This is a genomic window from Streptomyces sp. NPDC000151, assembly GCF_040301705.1.
In the GTDB taxonomy this organism is placed as follows: domain Bacteria; phylum Actinomycetota; class Actinomycetes; order Streptomycetales; family Streptomycetaceae; genus Streptomyces.
This window is the reverse complement of the sequence record NZ_JBEPFC010000160.1, coordinates 1-16,527: the sequence shown is the minus strand read 5'-3', so window position 1 is coordinate 16,527 and position 16,527 is coordinate 1. Positions and strand designations below refer to the sequence as shown.

The following is a 16,527-nucleotide window of genomic DNA, read 5'->3' as shown; positions in this document are numbered from 1 at the left end:
GGCCGCTACGCCCGCACGTACCTGGGCGCCGGCACGGGGGCGGCCTGGCGGCGGCTGCGCGCCGTGCACACCGCGGCGGACCGCACCCTCGCCCCCTCCACCGCCGCCGCCCGGGAGCTGGCCGCACAGGGCGTGCCCCGGGTGCGCCTGTGGCCGCGCGGGGTGGACTCCATGCGCTTCCACCCGGCCCGCCGCGACGAGGTGCTGCACAGCTCGCTGGCCGCCGGGCGCGAGGTGCTGATCGGATACATCGGGCGGCTCGCCCCGGAGAAGGAGGTCGGGCTGCTCCGGGAGGCGGCGCGGCTCCCGGGGGTGCGGACCGTGGTGATCGGTGACGGGCCGAGCGCCCCGGGGCTGCGCGCGGCGCTCCCCGAGGCGCGCTTCCTCGGCCGCCGTACCGGGGACGAACTGGCCCGGCTCTTCGCCACCCTGGATGTCTTTGTGCACACCGGGCCGTACGAGACCTTCGGCCAGACCGTGCAGGAGGCGATGGCCAGCGGGGTGCCGGTGGTGGCGCCCGCGGCGGGCGGCCCGCTGGACCTGGTGGCCCATGGGCGCACCGGACTGCTCGTACCACCCGGTGACGCCGCCGCGGTACGGGACGCGGTGCAGGTGCTCGCCGGCAGTCCGAAGCTGCGCGCCGCCTACGGGGCGGCGGGCCGGGCGGCGGTCGCGGACCGCACCTGGGAGGCGGTCGGCGACCGGCTGCTGGCGCACTACGAGGACGTACTGGGACAACGGGAGGCGGTGGCGGCGTGAGCGGCGTGAGCGGCATGAGGCGCGACGGTACGGAGCACAGCGGTACAGCGCGCACGGGGACGGCGCGCCACCGGGACACGGGTGCGGCCCGCCGCCGCGCCGAGCACTTCGGCCGGCACACCGCGGTCCACGCCTTCCGCACGGCCCACGCCGCCGCCCCGCTCGCCGGTCCGTTGTCACAATGGCCGCATGACGGGACGCTGGGAGTTCTGGATCGACCGGGGCGGGACCTTCACCGATGTGGTGGCGCGGCGGCCGGACGGCGCGCTGGTCACCCGGAAGCTGCTCTCGCACCACCCCGAGCGGTACGACGACGCGGCCGTCGCCGGGGTCCGTGAGGTGCTGGGGCTGGGTCCCGGGGAGCCGGTCCCGGCCGAGCGGGTGGCCGTCGTCAAGATGGGCACCACCGTGGCCACCAACGCCCTCCTGGAGCGCAAGGGCGAGCCCACCGTGCTCGTCACCACGCGCGGCTTCAGAGACGCGCTGCGCATCGCGTACCAGAACCGGCCCCGGCTCTTCGACCGGCACATCGTGCTGCCGGACGCGCTGTACGACCGGGTGATCGAGGTACCGGAGCGGGTGGACGCGCACGGGGAGACGGTCACGCCCCTCGACGCGGACGCGGCCCGGGAAGCGCTGGCCGCCGCGTACGAAGCGGGCTTCCGCAGCGCCGCCGTCGTGCTGCTGCACGGCTACCGCCACCCCGCCCACGAGAAGCAGCTCGCCGAGCTGGCGACGGACGCGGGATTCACGCAGGTCAGCTGCTCGCACGAGGTGAGCCCGCTGATGAAGCTCGTACCGCGCGGTGACACCACCGTGGTGGACGCCTACCTGTCGCCGATCCTGCGGCGCTACGTGGAGGAGGTCGCCGCGCAACTCCCCGGTATCCGGCTGATGTTCATGCAGTCCAATGGAGGGCTGCGGCAGGCGGAGCACTTCAGGGGGAAGGACGCGGTGCTCTCCGGGCCGGCCGGTGGCGTCGTGGGCATGGTCCGCTCCGCCGCCGAGGCCGGGCACGACAAGGTGATCGGCTTCGACATGGGCGGCACGTCCACCGATGTGTCGCACTATGCGGGCGAGTTCGAGCGCGTCTTCGGCAGCGAGGTCGCGGGCGTACGGATGCGCGCGCCCATGATGAACATCCACACGGTCGCGGCAGGCGGCGGCTCCGTCCTGCACTTCGACGGCCGCCGCTACCGGGTGGGACCCGACTCCGCGGGCGCCGTCCCAGGGCCCGCCTGTTACCGCCGCGGCGGCCCGCTCACCGTCACCGACGCCAACGTCATGCTCGGCCGCATCCAGCCCGCGCACTTCCCCGCGGTGTTCGGGCCGCACGGTGACCAGCCGCTGGACCCGGAGGAGGTGCGTGCGCGCTTCGAAGCGCTCGCGCGGGAGGCGGAGCGGGCGGTGGGCGACCGGCGCGGCCCGGAGGAGGCCGCCGCCGGGTTCCTGGACATCGCCGTGCTGAACATGGCCAACGCGGTCAAGAAGATCTCCGTGCAGCGCGGCCACGACGTCACCCGGTACGCGCTCACCAGCTTCGGCGGCGCGGGCGGCCAGCACGCCTGCGCGGTCGCCGACGCGCTCGGCATCGGTACCGTGATCGTGCCGCCGCTGGCCGGCGTGCTCTCCGCGTACGGGATCGGGGTCGCCGACGCCACCGCGATGCGCGAGCAGTCCATCGAGACCGAGCTGACGGCCGACACCATGGACCGCGTCCGCGCGACCTGTGACGACCTCGCGGCGCGCACCCGTGAGGAGCTTCGCGCCGACGGCGTGCCCGAGGAGAGCATCACCACCCGGGCCCGCGTCGTCCTCCGGTACGCGGGCACCGACGCGGGCATCCCCGTGCCGCTGGCCGGCGCGGACGACATGGCCGCCGAGTTCGCGCGCGTCCACCGTGCCCGGTACGCCTTCACCATGGACAAGCCGCTGATCGCCGAGGCGGCCTCCGTGGAGGCCGTCGGCGCGGCCGGCGGCACTTCCGGGCACCGCAGCCTCGCCGCCGAGCGGGAGGGCGAGCTGTGGCCGCTGGACACGGTACGGATGTTCGTCGCGGGGAGGCGCCAGGAGACCCGGCTGTACCGCCGGGAGGACCTGCGGCCCGGTGACGCCGTGACCGGGCCAGCGATCGTCGTCGAGGACGACGCGACGACCGTCGTGGACCCCGGCTGGCAGGCGGCCGCCGGCGACCACGGGCACCTGCTGCTCACCCGGGTCGAGGCGCGTCCGGAGCGCACGGCCGTCGGTACCGCCGCCGACCCGGTCATGCTGGAGGTCTTCAACAGCCTCTTCATGGCCATCGCCGAGCAGATGGGCGTACGGCTCGAACACACCGCGCACTCCGTGAACATCAAGGAGCGGCTGGACTTCTCCTGCGCGCTCTTCGACGCCGCCGGCAATCTGATCGCCAACGCGCCGCACATCCCCGTCCACCTGGGCTCGATGGGCGAGTCCATCAAGGAAGTGCTGCGCCGCCGCCGGGACGACATGCGCCCCGGCGACGTGTACGCGATCAACGATCCGTACCACGGAGGAACGCACCTCCCCGATGTCACGGTCGTCACCCCGGTCTTCGACGAGCAGGAAGAAGAGCTGCTCTTCCTGGTGGCCTCCCGCGGCCACCACGCCGAGATCGGCGGCATCACGCCCGGCTCCATGCCCGCCTTCAGCCGCACGATCCAGGAGGAGGGCGTCCTCTTCGACAACTGGCTGCTCGTACGGGACGGCCGGCTGCGCGAAGAGGAGACGCGACGGCTGCTCACCGAAGAGCCGTACCCCTCGCGCTCCCCGGACGCCAACATCGCCGACCTCCGGGCGCAGATCGCCGCCAACGAGAAGGGCATCAGGGAACTGCACAAGATGATCGGGCAGTTCGGTCTCGAGGTGGTGCGCGCCTACATGGGCCACGTGCAGGACAACGCCGAGGAGTCGGTGCGCCGGATCATCGCCGGGCTCGCCGACGGCTCCTTCCGGTACGAGACCGACAGCGGCGCGGAGATCCGGGTCGCGCTGACCGTGGACCGGGAGGCGCGCTCCGCGGTGCTCGACTTCGCCGGTACCTCGCCCCAGCAGCCCGATAACGCCAACGCGCCCAGCTCCGTGGTGATGGCCGCCGTCCTGTACGTCTTCCGCACCCTGGTCGCCGAGGACATCCCGCTCAACAGCGGCTGCCTGAAGCCCTTGGAGGTGCGCATCCCGGAGGGCTCGATGCTCGCGCCGGTCTTCCCGGCCGCCACCGTCGCCGGGAACGTGGAGACCTCCCAGGCGGTCACCGGCGCGCTCTACGGGGCGCTGGGCGTCCAGGCCGAGGGGGCGGGCACGATGAACAACGTCACCTTCGGGAACGACCGCGTGCAGTACTACGAGACGGTCGCCAGCGGCTCGGGCGCGGGCGACGGCTTCCACGGCGCCGACGCCGTGCAGACCCACATGACCAATTCCCGCCTCACCGACCCTGAAGTGCTGGAGTGGCGCTACCCGGTACGGGTGGAGGACTTCTCTGTACGGGAGGGCAGCGGCGGCCCAGGTCGGTGGCACGGCGGCTGCGGCGTCACCCGCCGGATCCGCTTCCTGGAGCCGATGACGGTGGCGCTGCTGACGGGGCACCGCAGGGTGCCGCCGTACGGCATGGCGGGCGGCGGGCCGGGCGCACCGGGCGAGAACCGCGTGGAGCGCGCGGAGGGCGGCACGGAGCGGCTGGAGGGGTGCGACGTGGCCGAGGTGGGCGCGGACGACGTGCTGGTGCTCCGCACGCCGGGCGGGGGCGGATACGGGCCGCCACGGCGCTCGTAGCCGCGCGCGGCCCGGCAGTTAAGTCTTCTGAGTCGCTGTGTAAGAAGTCTTGTCCCGGAGGCCGGTGGGTCTTAGGTTCCCGGGCATGGCACACGAGACCGCCGACGAGCGGCACGAGCCCGACGACGTTCCCGTAGGTCACCGGCTCCGTGCCCTGCGGCGCGCTCGGCGGCGGACCCTGCGGGCCGTCGCCGACGCCGCCGGGATCAGCGAGGGGTACCTCAGCCAGGTCGAACGCTCCATCGCCAACCCGAGCATCGCCACGCTCCAGCAGATCGCCGCCGCGCTCGGCCTGAAGATGGGCGATCTCTTCGCCGCGGACTACGCGACCGGACCGCGCGTCCTGAAGGCGGCCGCGGCGCCGAGCCTGACCTTCGGGGTGCTGGGGCGCAAGTTCCGGCTCACCCCGGGCCCGCAGCACCACCTGGAGGCGTTCCTCGGCGAGTTCGAGCCCGGCGGGTCGACCGGCGACCGGCCCTACACGCACGGCGACTCGGAGGAGTTCCTGTACGTGCTGGCGGGCGAGGTCGAACTCCACCTGGAGGGCGAGCGCTTCTCCCTCGGGACCGGCGACAGCATCCGGCACAGCAGTGCCGTCCCCCACAAGCTCGTGGAGACCGGCGGCGCCGGCGCCAGGGTCCTGTGGGTGATCAGCCCGCCCAGCTACTGAGCGACGGAGGTCGCGATGACGTTGAACGGCAACATCTCCTTCTGGTACCGGCAGACCGGCATTCCCAGCCGGCGCGACCCCCTGGACGGCCCGGTCGTCGCCGACGTGTGCATCGTCGGCGCCGGCTTCACCGGACTGTGGACCGCGTACTACCTCAAGAAGGCCGACCCGGGCCTGCACATCGTCGTACTGGAGCGGGAGTTCGCGGGCTACGGAGCCTCGGGCCGCAACGCCGGCTGGCTCAGCGGCAAGATCGCGGGTTCCCCCGCGGTGTACGCACGGGAGCGCGGGCCGCAGTCCGTACGGGAGCTGCAGCGGGCGATGAACGCCACGGTGGACGAGGTCATCGCGGTGGCCGGGGACGAGGGCATCGACGCCGACATGGTCAAGAGCGGCTATCTGAGCGTGGCCCACCGGCCCGCCCAGTTGCCGCGGCTGCGCGCCGCACACGAGAAGTCCCGGCACTGGGGCAACGAGGACGAGGTCCTGCTCTCGGGGCGCGAGGTGCGCGACCGGGTGGACGTGGCCGGCGCGCTGGGCGGCGTGCACAACCCGCACTGCGCCCGTGTCCACCCCGCCAAGCTGGTGCAGGGCCTCGCCCGGGCGGTCGCGGCCCTCGGGGTGACGATCCACGAGTCCACGCCCGTCACCCGCATCGCACCGGGGCGCGCCGAGACGCCCTTCGGGACGGTGCGGGCCCGCCGCGTCCTCCGGGCCACCGAGGGGTTCACCAGCGACCTCTACGGAGAGCGTCGCACCTGGCTGCCGATGAACTCCTCCATGGTGGTCACCGAACCGCTGCCCGAAGAGGCGTGGAAGGCCATTGGCTGGGACGGGCACGAACTGCTCAGCGACCTCACGCACGCCTACACGTATGCGCAGCGCACGGCGGACGGCCGCATCGCGATCGGCGGGCGCGGCGTCCCGTACCGCTTCGGGTCCCGCGTGGACCGGGACGGCCGGACCAGCCCGAAGACGGTACGGGCGCTGCGCGACACCCTGGCTCGCCTGCTGCCCGCGACCGCCGGTGCGCGGATCGACCACGCCTGGTCGGGCGTACTCGCGGTGCCGCGCGACTGGTGCGCGTCGGTGTCCTTCGACCCGAATACCGGGCTGGGCTGGGCCGGCGGCTACGTAGGGCACGGCGTCGCGGCGACCAACCTGGCCGGCCGCACCCTGCGCGACCTCGTACTGGAACGGGACACCGAGCTGACCCGGCTGCCGTGGACGGGGCACCGGACCCGCGGCTGGGAGCCGGAGCCTGCCCGCTGGCTCGGCGTGCACGGCATGTACGCCGCCTACCGAGCGGCGGACCGCAGCGAGGCCGCGCGCCGCACCACCACCGCCCCGATCGCCAGGATCGCCGACCGCATCTCGGGACGCTGACATGCACCCCACCACTTCGCAGCCCGCCAGATCCGCCGCCCCCGAAAGCAACAGCCGCACCGCACGCCGCGCGGGGTTCGCCTCGTTTCGGCGCGCACGGCCGAGGAGTAGGACGACCGGTCGGAGAAAGGCCCTCAGGCGCCGCTGTGGGCCCGTACGAAGCGCACCGGGGTGCCCGGTGCGGCCTGGGCGGCGGCGGGCAGTGCGGACTCTCGTACGACGCCGATGACCGGGTAGCCGCCGGTCGTCGGGTGGTCGGCGAGGAAGAGTACCGGGAGGCCGTTCGGGGGGACCTGGACGGCGCCCAGGGCCATGCCCTCGCTGGGGAGTTCGCCGTCCCGAGCGCGCTCCAGGGACGGCCCCTCGGTGCGCAGTCCGATGCGGTTGCTCGCGGACGACACCCGCCAGACGCCGGTCAGGAGGGTGTGCAGCCCCGCGGCCGTGAACCAGTCGTGGCGCGGCCCGAGGCGGACGGGCAGGACCAGTTCGCGTGCCGGACCGGTGTGCGGGACCGCGTCCGCAGCGGGCACCGGCGCGCCCGGTGTGCCGAGCGGCAGCACGGCGCCGTCGGTGAGCGGGTCGGGGCCGAGCCCCGAGAGGAGGTCGGTGGCGCGGCTGCCGAGTACCGGCTCGGCCGCGATGCCGCCCGCGAAGGCCAGGTAACTGCGCAGCCCGTAGGTGGCGGTGCCCACCTCCAGGACGGCGTCGGCGGGTACGTGCACCGGGGCGCCCCAGGCGGCGGGGCGGCCGTCGACGGTCACCGGGCAGGGCGCGCCCGTGACGGCTACGGTGACGGCGCTGCGCATCCGTACCGCGCACCCGGTGACGGTGGTCTCCAGGGTGGCCGCTTCGGGGGCGTTGCCGACGAGGCGGTTGGCCAGGCGGTGGGCGTTCGCGTCGAGCGCGCCGGAGCGCGGGACGCCCAGGTGGGCGTGGCCGGCGCGGCCGAGGTCCTGGACGGTGGTCAGTGCTCCGGCGCGTACGACGGCGAATGCGCGGTCGGTCACTGGGCCGCCTCCGGGTGCGGGTCGAACGGCTGCGGGACGAAGCGTACGAGGGTGCCCGGTGCGAACAGTGCCGCCGGCTCCCGGGAGGCGTCCCACAGCACGGTGTCCGTGGTGCCCAGCAGCTGCCAGCCGCCGGGGGAGGAGCGCGGGTACACGCCCGTGTACGGGCCCGCGAGGGCGACCGAGCCGACCGGGAGGCGAGTCCTCGGGGTGGCGCGGCGCGGCACGTGATAGCGCTCGGGCAGGCCGGTGAGGTAGCCGAAGCCGGGCGCGAAGCCGCAGAAGGCGACGCGGAATTCGGTACCGGAGTGGATCCGTACGACCTCTTCCGGGGTGACGCCCCATAGTTCGGCGACGTCGGCGAGGTCGGGGCCGTCGTAGCGGACGGGCACTTCGAGGGTCTGCGCACCGGAGCGGGTGGCCGGCGGGACGTCCCAGCCGGCCAGCTCGGCCGCGAACCGCTCCGGTGCGGCGAGCCCGTCGATCAGTACGGTGCGCGCCGCGGGGACGATCTCGCGGGTGGCGGGCAGTCGGCCGGCCGCGGCGCGGCGCAGCAGTTCGGCGTGGAGCGCTTCGACGGCCGCGCCGCTGTCGAGTTCGACGAGCAGGCCGTGATCGCCCACGGGCAGCGTGCGCATACGAAGGCCGCGCTCCTCGGCGGAGGCCGGGAGTGCGGTCATGCGAACGCCGCCACGCGGACGCCGGCCGCCGTCAGTTCGTCGCGTACGCGCCGTGCGAGGTCCGCGGCGCCCGGGGTGTCGCCGTGCAGGCACAGCGACTGCACGTCGACCTCCACGCGCTCGCCGTCGAGGGAGGTGACGGCGTGGTCGCGGGCGAGGCCGAGGGAGCGCTTGACGACGGCGTCCGGGTCGTGGACGACCGCGCCGGGCTCCCGGCGCGGGACCAGGGTGCCGGCGGCCGTGTAGGCGCGGTCGGCGAACGCCTCGGTGACGGCGGGCAGCCCGGCGGCGCGCGCCGCCGCGTGCAACTGCGAGCCGGGGAGCCCGAGTACGGGCAGCGGGCCGGCCGCACGCCGGATGCCGGTGACGACGGCGCCGGCCTGCTCGGCGTCGTGGACGGCACGGTTGTACAGCGCGCCGTGCGGCTTCACGTAGGAGACGCGGGAACCGGCGGCGCGTGCGAAGACCTCCAGGGCGCCGATCTGGTACGCGATCTCGTCGGCGAGTTCGTCCGGGGGGACGTCCATGGCGCGGCGGCCGAAGCCGGCGAGGTCGCGGTAGGAGACCTGGGCGCCGATGCGGACGCCGCGCTCGGCGGCCGTCTCGCAGACCCTGCGCATCGTCGAGGGGTCGCCCGCGTGGAAGCCGCACGCGACGTTGGCGCTGGTGACGACGGAGAGCAGACTGTCGTCATCGGTGAGCTGCCACCGTCCGAACCCTTCACCGAGGTCGGCGTTGAGGTCGATCACCGGGTCCGTCATGTGCGTCCCTTCCAACAGGGCCGGCGGGGCCGACGTTTCTGATGCCGGCAGAGCCGGACGTGGGCAGGGCAAGGCAGAGCCGGCCGGCCCGTTTCCGTAGCGGCTGTCCTCCTGGGGCGCTCGGGCCGACCGGTTACCGCATCAAGCTAGAGGATTGTTGAACGATAGGACAAGAGGGTTGTTGTCTTGTTCGCCGATCTGGGATTGACTGCGTGCCCTTGTGGGCGGCCGCGCGGCCGCCGTACGCGGTCACGGTGACCAGGGGGACGAAAGTGAGGCGCGAGGTGGCGAAGGGGATCGACCGGCGGCTCGTGGAGGAGCCGGCCGGGCTGGCGATGGACCGGGCGCTGCTGGGGCGGACGAGTACCGCCGAGCGGGTCGCGGACATACTGCGCGACCGCATCGCGGAGGGGTTCTTCCCGCCCGGAGCGCGGCTGTCGGAGGACTCCATCGGCGGCGCGCTGGGGGTGTCGCGGAACACGCTGCGGGAGGCGTTCCGGCTGCTCACGCACGAGCGGCTGCTGGTGCACGAGCTGAACCGCGGCGTCTTCGTGCGGGTGGTCGCGGTGGACGACCTCGCCGACATCTACCGGGTGCGCGGGATGATCGAGTGCGCCGTGGTCCGCGGCCTGGGCGAGCCGCCGTACGCTCTGGACCAGGTCGAGGCGGCCGTGGTGGCGGGGGAGCGGGCCGCGCTGGAGCGGTCCTGGCAGGACCTGTCGACGGCCAACATCCGCTTCCACCAGGCGCTGGTCGCGCTGGCCGGCAGTCCGCGCACGGACGAGCTGATGCGCGGCGTCCTCGCGGAGCTGCGGCTGGTGTTCCACGTAATGGACGACCCGCGCCGCTTCCACGAGCCGTATCTCACGCGGAACCGCCAGATCCTCGAAGCGCTGCAGGGCGGCGACGTGGTCCAGGCGGAGCGGCTGCTCGCGTCCTACCTGGACGATTCCCGGGCTCAGCTGTCAAGTGCCTACGCCCAGCAGGTCGCCACGCAAGTTTCCGGCAGGTAACGAGAATCACCCGCCTATTGTCGGATCGTAGAACGATCCTCTACCGTCCTGGCACATCCCCACGAGACCCGTGGGTTTCTGCGTGCGAAAGGCGGTCCCGTGATCGTTCTTCTGGGCGTTCTCGTGGTGATCATCGGATTCGCCACGCGCCGCAATCCCCTGCTGGTGGTGGGGGTGGCGGGCATCGCCACCGGATTCCTCGGCGGCCTGTCGCCGCAGAAGGTGCTCGCCGCCTTCGGTGACGGCTTCGCCTCCAGCCGGGCGGTGACGATCTTCGTCATCACGCTGCCGGTCATCGGCCTCCTGGAGCGCCACGGCCTCCAGGAGCAGGCGCGCAACCTCATCGCACGCTTCGCGAAGCTCACCACCGGACGCTTCCTCACGCTCTACCTCGTGCTGCGCCAGTGCTTCGCCGCGCTCGGCCTGAAGGACCTCTTCGGGCCCGCCCAGACGGTGCGCCCGCTCGCCGCCCCGATGGCCGAGGGCGCGGCGGAACGCCGCTACGGAGCGCTGCCGGACAAAACCCGCGAGAAGATCCGGTCCTTCACCGCCAGCGCGGACAACGTCGGGCTCTTCTTCGGCGAGGACGTCTTCCTCGCCGTCGGCTCGATCCTCCTGATCACCGGCTTCGCCAACTCGACGTACCACACCCACCTCGAACCGCTGCAGCTCGCCCTCTGGGCCATCCCGACGGGGCTGTGCGCGCTGCTCATCCACGGCGGCCGGCTGCTGCGCATGGACCGCACGCTGGAGCGCGAACTGCTCGGCGCCCGCGTCGAACCCGCCCCCCAGGAGGCCACGAAGTGATCAAGGCAGAGTGGTTCTACTGGCTGGTCGGCGCGCTCTTCCTGGTGATGGCCGTACAGATGGCCGCCGACCGCAGCAACCCGAAGCGCTTCGGCACGGCGGCCTTCTGGGGCCTGCTCGGCGCCGGCTTCGTCTACAGCTCCTGGGTCGTCGACAAGTCGGCACCCGCCGAGCCGCTCGGCGTCGCGGTCCTCGTGATGATCTGCCTGGCCGCCTTCGGGTTCACCGGGCGCGGCAAGCCCCGGACGACGACCACGGAGGAACGGCAGGCGAGCGCCCGTAGGCACGGCAGCAAGCTGTTCATCCCCGCCCTGACCATTCCCGCCGTCGCCCTGGTCTGCGCCGTCCTCGTCCCCAAGCTCTCCCTCGGGGGCGCGCCGCTCCTCCAGGAGGGCAGCGAGACCATCCTCGGGCTCGGCATCGGCGCCATCGTGGCGCTCGTTCTCGCCATGGTCATGCTGCGCGAGAAGAAGGCCGCGGCGCCGCTGCACGCGGGCCGCTCGATGCTGGAGTCCATGGGCTGGGCGATGCTGCTGCCGCAGCTGCTCGCCACCCTCGGCACGATCTTCGCGGTCTCCGGCGTCGGCAAGCAGGTCGGCATCCTCACCGAGGCGGTGCTGCCGCACGGCTCGGTGGTCACCGCTGTCGTCGTCTACTGCGTCGGGATGTTCCTGTTCACGGTGGTCATGGGCAACGGCTTCGCCGCCTTCCCCGTCATGACCGCCGCCGTCGGCTGGCCCGTCCTCATCGAGCAGGCGCACGGCAACGCCCCGGCGATCCTCGCGATCGGCATGCTCTGCGGCTTCTGCGGCACGCTCGTGACGCCGATGGCCGCCAACTTCAACGTGGTGCCCGCCGCGCTGCTGGAGCTGAAGGACCAGTACGGTCCGATCAAGGCCCAGCTGCCCACCGCGGTCGCGCTGCTGGGCTGCAACATCGTCATCATGTCCGTCTTCGCGTTCTGACGCGGACCTGCCGAAACCGAGTAACACTCCATGACCCGGGTACTTCTGACCGGATTCGCCCCCTTCGAGGGGGAGCGCGTCAACCCCTCCTGGCAGGCCGTCCAAGCCGTCGCGGCCGACCCGCCGCCCGGCTACGAGATCGCGACCGCCGAACTGCCCTGCGTCTTCGGTGCGGCGAACGATGCCCTCCGTAAGGCCGTCGCGGACGCCGACCCCGAGGTCGTCCTCTGTGTCGGCCAGGCCGGCGGCCGCCCGGACGTCACCGTCGAGCGGGTGGCCATCAATGTCGACGACGCGCGCATTCCCGACAATTCGGGTGCGCAGCCCGTCGACGTACCGGTCGTCGAGGACGGCCCCGCCGCGTACTTCGCCACGCTCCCGGTCAAGGCGTGCGTCGCCGCCGTACGGGAGGCCGGGCTGCCCGCCTCGGTCTCGCAGACCGCCGGCACCTTCGTCTGCAACCACGTCTTCTACGGGCTGATGCACCTCATCGCCACCGAACGGCCCGCCGTGCGCGGCGGCTTCGTGCACGTCCCGTACGCTCCCGGACAGGTCACCGACCAGGGCAAGCCGTCACTCCCGGTCACGTCCGTCGCCCAGGCGCTGCGCGTGATCATGATCACGGCGGCGGAGCGCACCGAGGACATCAAGGCTGTGGGCGGCGCCACACACTGACCTGCCAGGCCGTGCCGTTTCGTCCGTTGTCAGTGCGACGGCCTAATCTGTTCACCGTGACTTCTCCATCCCCCCAGAGCGCTCCGCCCCAGTTCAGCGGGGTGACGCGGCCCGCGCCGGGCCCGGCGGCCGACGAGGGCCTGGCCCGGCGGCTGCGCGCGCTCGCGTGCACGGCCCCGCTGCACGACCTCGACGCGCGCAAGGCCAACCTCGCGGGGGAGTACGGCGTCTATGCCATGGCGGAGGTCGCCCTCGCCGCCATCGACCTGGTCACGCTCCACATGGACTTCGACACCGGCGCTGACCACGAACAGATAGTGGCCAGGCTGCAGCCCCGCATCGCGGCCCAGGCCCCGCGCCGCCCGGCGGCGGAGCACGAGCGCGTCGCCCGCTGGGTCCTGGAGAACCTGATCAACGTCGGCAGCGTGGACCGCGGCTTCCGCGCGGTCTACGGCACGTTCACCGCCGAGGGCGACTACATCCGCAGGGACTACGATTTCAAGCTCATCGAGGAGGTCCCGGGCCCCGGCGGCACGGTCTACCTCCGTACCACCGACGAAGCGGTCAACGTCCTGGTGGGCGCGCTGGACACGGACGTCACCAGCGCCCAGATCGCCGCCGAGGTCAAGCTCGAGGTGCTCATCAGCCGCGGCCGCCTCGCCGACGCCCAGCTCGCCGCCGAGCAGGCGCGGTACCGCACGGTGCAGTACGCCGAAACGCTCCGCAGGACCCTCGACGCCACCCGGCGCAACGTCCGCGCGGTCGACTGGCTGCGCGCCGTCCCCGACATGATCACCGAGGCGCTCGACCACGTCGCGGACCGGTACCGCCACGAGAACGCGATCCTGACCAACATCCGCCGCGTCCGGGACGAGGCCGAGGCCGGCGGGGATCCGAAGATGGGCGAGCACAAGCGCCGCGCCGCCGAGCTCGTCGACATCGTCAAGGACTGCATCCGCCGCCACACCCAGCTGCAGTCCCGCCTCCTGGAAGCGGGCCCGCTCTTCCGCGCCGAGCAGGACCGGCAGGCGTTCGCGCCGCCCGCCGCGCACGCCGGACTCGACCTGTACGGCCAGCTCGTCGCCCCCGTACTGCCGCTGCCCGTCGAGCAGTCCACCCGCGTCACCGACGCCTTCTTCGCCAAGGGCACCGGCCTGCGCACGCCCACCGCCGTCCGGGTCGGCGACCTGGTCGAGATGCTGCTCACCCCGCCCCAGGAGCGCGAGCACCTGGGCGCCGAGATGCCCGAGCCCGATCTGATCGCCACGCCCGACGACAGCCGGTTCAGCGAGGAGCAGCTGGACGCCGCGACCGCGCTGCTCACGCTGCCCGCGGACGCGCCGCGCAGGCTCTCCGGACTGCTCGCCGAAGCGCGCCGCCAGGACCCCGAACTGCCGTACCTGGTCGCGCTGATGGCCGTGCACGCCGCCAGCCCGCCGGTCGGCACGGCCTACCGCCAGGGCGAGGGGCAGCTGCTGTTCGCCGTGGACGACGGTACGGAGCTGGTCGACCCGGAGTTCGGCGGCGCCGACCTGATCGTGGGCACCGCCCTGCTGGACGCGGCCGGCATGGCGGCCGAGCGGTCGGAGGTGGCGTGATGCCGGGAGCCGTGGACGCCGCCCGCCTCAAAGGGGCCGTCGGAGCCGTGGACGCCGCCCGCCCCGAAGGGCCCGCCGCGGCGGGGCCCGCGCAGGGGCGCACCAGAGTTGAGACCGTGAGCCGCAAGGAGCCTGATTCGTGACCGAGTACGACGCCGACGACGCCGCGCGGCCGGACCCGACGGCCGCCGCGGGCGACGGCTGGGGCCTGCCCGCAGCCGAGGCGGAGCCGTCCGCCAAGGGCCCCGCGCCGGTCACCCCCGCCGACGCGGCGGACGCCGCCCGCCTGGTCTCCTTCGGCCTCCAGCCCAAGCTGCTGCCCGCCCGCGACGTCGAGTACGGCGAGCTGCTGCGGCGCTATCGGGACGAGCCCGCGTTCGCGCGGCTCGCCGACGCCGTCGCCTCCGGGCTCGGCCTGGTCGTCCTGGAGGTCTCCACCCGCGCCGGAATGGCCGTCACGGCCGCCGAGGACTCCGTCTTCGCGGTCCGCATGGGCGACTACGCCCGCCGCGCCTCCACGGACGCGGGCGACCGCTTCCTGCACGGTCTCGCGCACCTGGCCGTCGCCGCGATGGCCTTCCCGCGCCCCGAGGACCTCGCCGACGACGGCTACATCGGCCGCATCACCGTCAACGGCGTGGACGCGTTCGTCCGCCAGGCGTGCCGCCGCCTGGAGGAGCGCGCCGCCGAGGCCGGCGAGAACACCGACCCCACCAGCGGCGCGCCCGGCCTGGAGGCGTCCTGGCGGGTCTACGCCCGGCGCAGCTCGACGGGCGCCACGAAGGACGCCCGGCGGCTGGCCGGTTCGACCACGGGCATCATCGCCAAGGCCGTCTCCTTCCTCGTCGACTCCGGGTTCCTGCAGCGCACGGGGGACGACGCCGGAGGCGCGTACCGCACCACCGCCCGGTATCAGCTCCAGGTGCGCGACATGGCGGGTACGGCCGCCATGGCCGAGCTGCTGGAGCTGGGCGTGGTCCCCATAGCGGACGGCAGCGCCTCGCTGCTGCCCGCCGAGGACACCGACGACCTGGACCTGGTCGCCGACGCGGGACTGCCCTTCCACTCGGGCTGACCCGTCCCCGTACGCCGCGAGCACCCCACGACCGAGGGCCGGCCCCCAGCGCCGGCCACCCACCGACCACCGTCACGACAACGAGAGTCCGCCGCTATGTACGAGCTGTCCCGGGTTCGCCTCTACTCCATCGGGCCCGCCGGTGCGCGCTACGCCGACACGGTCCTGGACCTGCGCGGAGTCGGTGAGCCGGTGCCCCGGCCGGCCCCGGCGCAGGCGGACTTCTTCGAGGAGGAGCCGGTCGGCCCGCCGCGCCGCCCGGCCCCCGCCGGCGTGCTCTTCCTGGAGAACGGCGGCGGCAAGTCCGTCCTGCTCAAGCTGATCTTCTCGGTCATGCTGCCCGGCCACCGCAACACCCTCGGCGGCGCCAGCTCCGGTGTGCTGCGCAAGTTCCTGCTCGCCGACGACTGCGGCCACGTCGCGCTGGAGTGGCAGCACACGCTCACCGGCGAGACCGTCGTGGTCGGCAAGGTCAGCGAGTGGCGCGGCCGCCAGGTCTCCAACGACCCGCGGAAGTTCGCCGAGGCGTGGTACAGCTTCCGACCCGGCCCGGGGATGAGTCTGGACTCGCTCCCTGTGGCCGAGTCCACCGCCGTCCGCCCGATCGTCGAGGGCGCCTCCGGTGCCCAGGGCCGCCGCCGCACGATGAAGGGCTTCCGCGACGCCCTCACCGAGGCCGGCAAGAACTACCCCAACCTCGACGTGGCCTGGGTCGAGATCCACGAGCGCTGGAACGAACACCTGGGCGAGCTGGGCCTGGACCCCGAACTGTTCCGGTACCAGCGCGAGATGAACGCCGACGAGGGCGAGGCGGCCGGCCTCTTCGCGGTCAAGAACGACTCCGACTTCACCGACCTGCTGCTGCGCGCGGTCACCGACACCCGCGACACCGACGGCCTCGCCGACCTCGTGCACGGCTTCGCGCACAAGCTCGGCCGCCGCGCCGAGCTGACCGCCGAGCGCGACTTCACCGCCGGCTCCCTCGACCTCCTCTCGAAGATCGCCGAGAACGCCGAACACCGGGAGCGCGCACGGGAGGTGCACGCCGGGGCCGAGCGCCGCACGCGCCACCTCGCGCAGCGGCTGCACGCCCGCGCCACCGAGGAGCGCGGCCGCACCGCCGAACTGGCCGAGCAGGTCGCCGCCGCCTCCCACGCCGTCACCGAGGCCGAGTCCGGCCGCGAGCGCCGCTCGCTCATCTCCGCCGAGCTCGCCTACCGGCACGCCTCCCTCGCGCTGGCCGCCGCCGAGAAGGGCGCGGCCGCCCAGCGCCGCGAGCTGAACGACGCCCGCACGCTGCACTCCGCCTGGCAGGCCGCCGAGACCGTACTGCGGC

Annotated in this window: 13 protein-coding genes and 1 pseudogene; 11 read left to right on the top strand and 3 right to left on the bottom strand. The window is 73.4% G+C overall.

Features of this window, described 5'->3' with window-relative positions:
- From ABT381_RS30480 to ABT381_RS30465, 4 genes are all read left to right on the top strand, one after another.
- Positions 1 to 759, top strand: a 759-nt coding sequence (locus tag ABT381_RS30480) for a glycosyltransferase (RefSeq protein WP_351599843.1), incomplete at its 5' end; no start/stop codon positions are given.
- A gap of 189 nt (positions 760 to 948) precedes the next feature.
- The gene (locus ABT381_RS30475) at positions 949 to 4,554 is read left to right on the top strand and encodes a hydantoinase B/oxoprolinase family protein (RefSeq protein WP_351599841.1); all 3,606 of its coding nucleotides are present in this window, start codon (positions 949 to 951) and stop codon (positions 4,552 to 4,554) included.
- An 85-nt stretch (positions 4,555 to 4,639) separates the two neighbouring features.
- Complete coding sequence (locus ABT381_RS30470) at positions 4,640 to 5,224, top strand: cupin domain-containing protein (RefSeq protein ID WP_351599839.1); 585 nt, start codon at positions 4,640 to 4,642, stop codon at positions 5,222 to 5,224.
- A gap of 15 nt (positions 5,225 to 5,239) precedes the next feature.
- Positions 5,240 to 6,610, top strand: a complete 1,371-nt coding sequence (locus ABT381_RS30465; protein ID WP_351599837.1) for an NAD(P)/FAD-dependent oxidoreductase — start codon at positions 5,240 to 5,242, stop codon at positions 6,608 to 6,610.
- A gap of 134 nt (positions 6,611 to 6,744) precedes the next feature.
- Here the strand turns inward: ABT381_RS30465 and ABT381_RS30460 are convergent, their stop codons facing one another.
- Genes ABT381_RS30460 through ABT381_RS30450 form a run of 3 tightly spaced genes read right to left on the bottom strand, consistent with a single transcriptional unit; the run spans position 6,745 to position 9,058 of the window.
- Positions 6,745 to 7,617, bottom strand: a complete 873-nt coding sequence (locus ABT381_RS30460) for a 5-oxoprolinase subunit C family protein (protein WP_351599835.1) — start codon at positions 7,615 to 7,617, stop codon at positions 6,745 to 6,747.
- A complete protein-coding gene (locus ABT381_RS30455) occupies positions 7,614 to 8,255 on the bottom strand; it encodes a 5-oxoprolinase subunit B family protein (RefSeq protein WP_351599847.1) in 642 nt (213 codons plus the stop codon). Before ABT381_RS30455 ends, ABT381_RS30460 begins: the two co-directional genes overlap by 4 nt.
- A 38-nt stretch (positions 8,256 to 8,293) precedes the next feature.
- Positions 8,294 to 9,058, bottom strand: a complete 765-nt coding sequence (locus tag ABT381_RS30450; protein WP_351599833.1) for a LamB/YcsF family protein — start codon at positions 9,056 to 9,058, stop codon at positions 8,294 to 8,296.
- Positions 9,059 to 9,393: 335 nt separating this feature from the next.
- On the opposite strand from ABT381_RS30450, the gene ABT381_RS30445 reads away from it, so the two are divergent.
- From ABT381_RS30445 to ABT381_RS30415, 7 genes and pseudogenes are all read left to right on the top strand, one after another.
- Positions 9,394 to 10,071, top strand: coding sequence for a GntR family transcriptional regulator (locus ABT381_RS30445; RefSeq protein WP_351599845.1), 678 nt, complete (start codon positions 9,394 to 9,396; stop codon positions 10,069 to 10,071).
- A gap of 99 nt (positions 10,072 to 10,170) precedes the next feature.
- Positions 10,171 to 10,878, top strand: a complete 708-nt coding sequence (locus tag ABT381_RS30440; protein ID WP_351599831.1) for a DUF969 domain-containing protein — start codon at positions 10,171 to 10,173, stop codon at positions 10,876 to 10,878.
- Entirely contained in the window at positions 10,875 to 11,843 is a 969-nt protein-coding gene (locus ABT381_RS30435) for a DUF979 domain-containing protein (RefSeq protein ID WP_351599829.1), read from the top strand. Before ABT381_RS30440 ends, ABT381_RS30435 begins: the two co-directional genes overlap by 4 nt.
- Positions 11,844 to 11,873: 30 nt before the next feature.
- Complete coding sequence (gene pcp, locus ABT381_RS30430; protein ID WP_351599827.1) at positions 11,874 to 12,518, top strand: pyroglutamyl-peptidase I; 645 nt, start codon at positions 11,874 to 11,876, stop codon at positions 12,516 to 12,518.
- A 56-nt stretch (positions 12,519 to 12,574) separates the two neighbouring features.
- The gene (locus tag ABT381_RS30425; protein ID WP_351599825.1) at positions 12,575 to 14,116 is read left to right on the top strand and encodes a hypothetical protein; all 1,542 of its coding nucleotides are present in this window, start codon (positions 12,575 to 12,577) and stop codon (positions 14,114 to 14,116) included.
- Positions 14,117 to 14,255: 139 nt separating this feature from the next.
- Positions 14,256 to 15,191 carry a hypothetical protein gene (locus ABT381_RS30420; RefSeq protein WP_351599823.1) on the top strand — a complete coding sequence of 312 codons (936 nt, stop codon included), beginning with the start codon at positions 14,256 to 14,258 and terminating at the stop codon, positions 15,189 to 15,191.
- A 96-nt stretch (positions 15,192 to 15,287) separates the two neighbouring features.
- A pseudogene (locus ABT381_RS30415) lies at positions 15,288 to 16,527 on the top strand (hypothetical protein); the annotation flags it as partial.

Coding starts and splice junctions, on each gene's coding strand:
- ABT381_RS30465 (WP_351599837.1), top strand. CDS start 5,240: ATGACGTTGAACGGCAACATCTCCTTCTGGTACCGGCAGACCGGCATT.
- pcp (WP_351599827.1), top strand. CDS start 11,874: ATGACCCGGGTACTTCTGACCGGATTCGCCCCCTTCGAGGGGGAGCGC.
- ABT381_RS30450 (WP_351599833.1), bottom strand. CDS start 9,058: ATGACGGACCCGGTGATCGACCTCAACGCCGACCTCGGTGAAGGGTTC.
- ABT381_RS30455 (WP_351599847.1), bottom strand. CDS start 8,255: ATGCGCACGCTGCCCGTGGGCGATCACGGCCTGCTCGTCGAACTCGAC.
- ABT381_RS30470 (WP_351599839.1), top strand. CDS start 4,640: ATGGCACACGAGACCGCCGACGAGCGGCACGAGCCCGACGACGTTCCC.
- ABT381_RS30475 (WP_351599841.1), top strand. CDS start 949: ATGACGGGACGCTGGGAGTTCTGGATCGACCGGGGCGGGACCTTCACC.
- ABT381_RS30445 (WP_351599845.1), top strand. CDS start 9,394: ATGGACCGGGCGCTGCTGGGGCGGACGAGTACCGCCGAGCGGGTCGCG.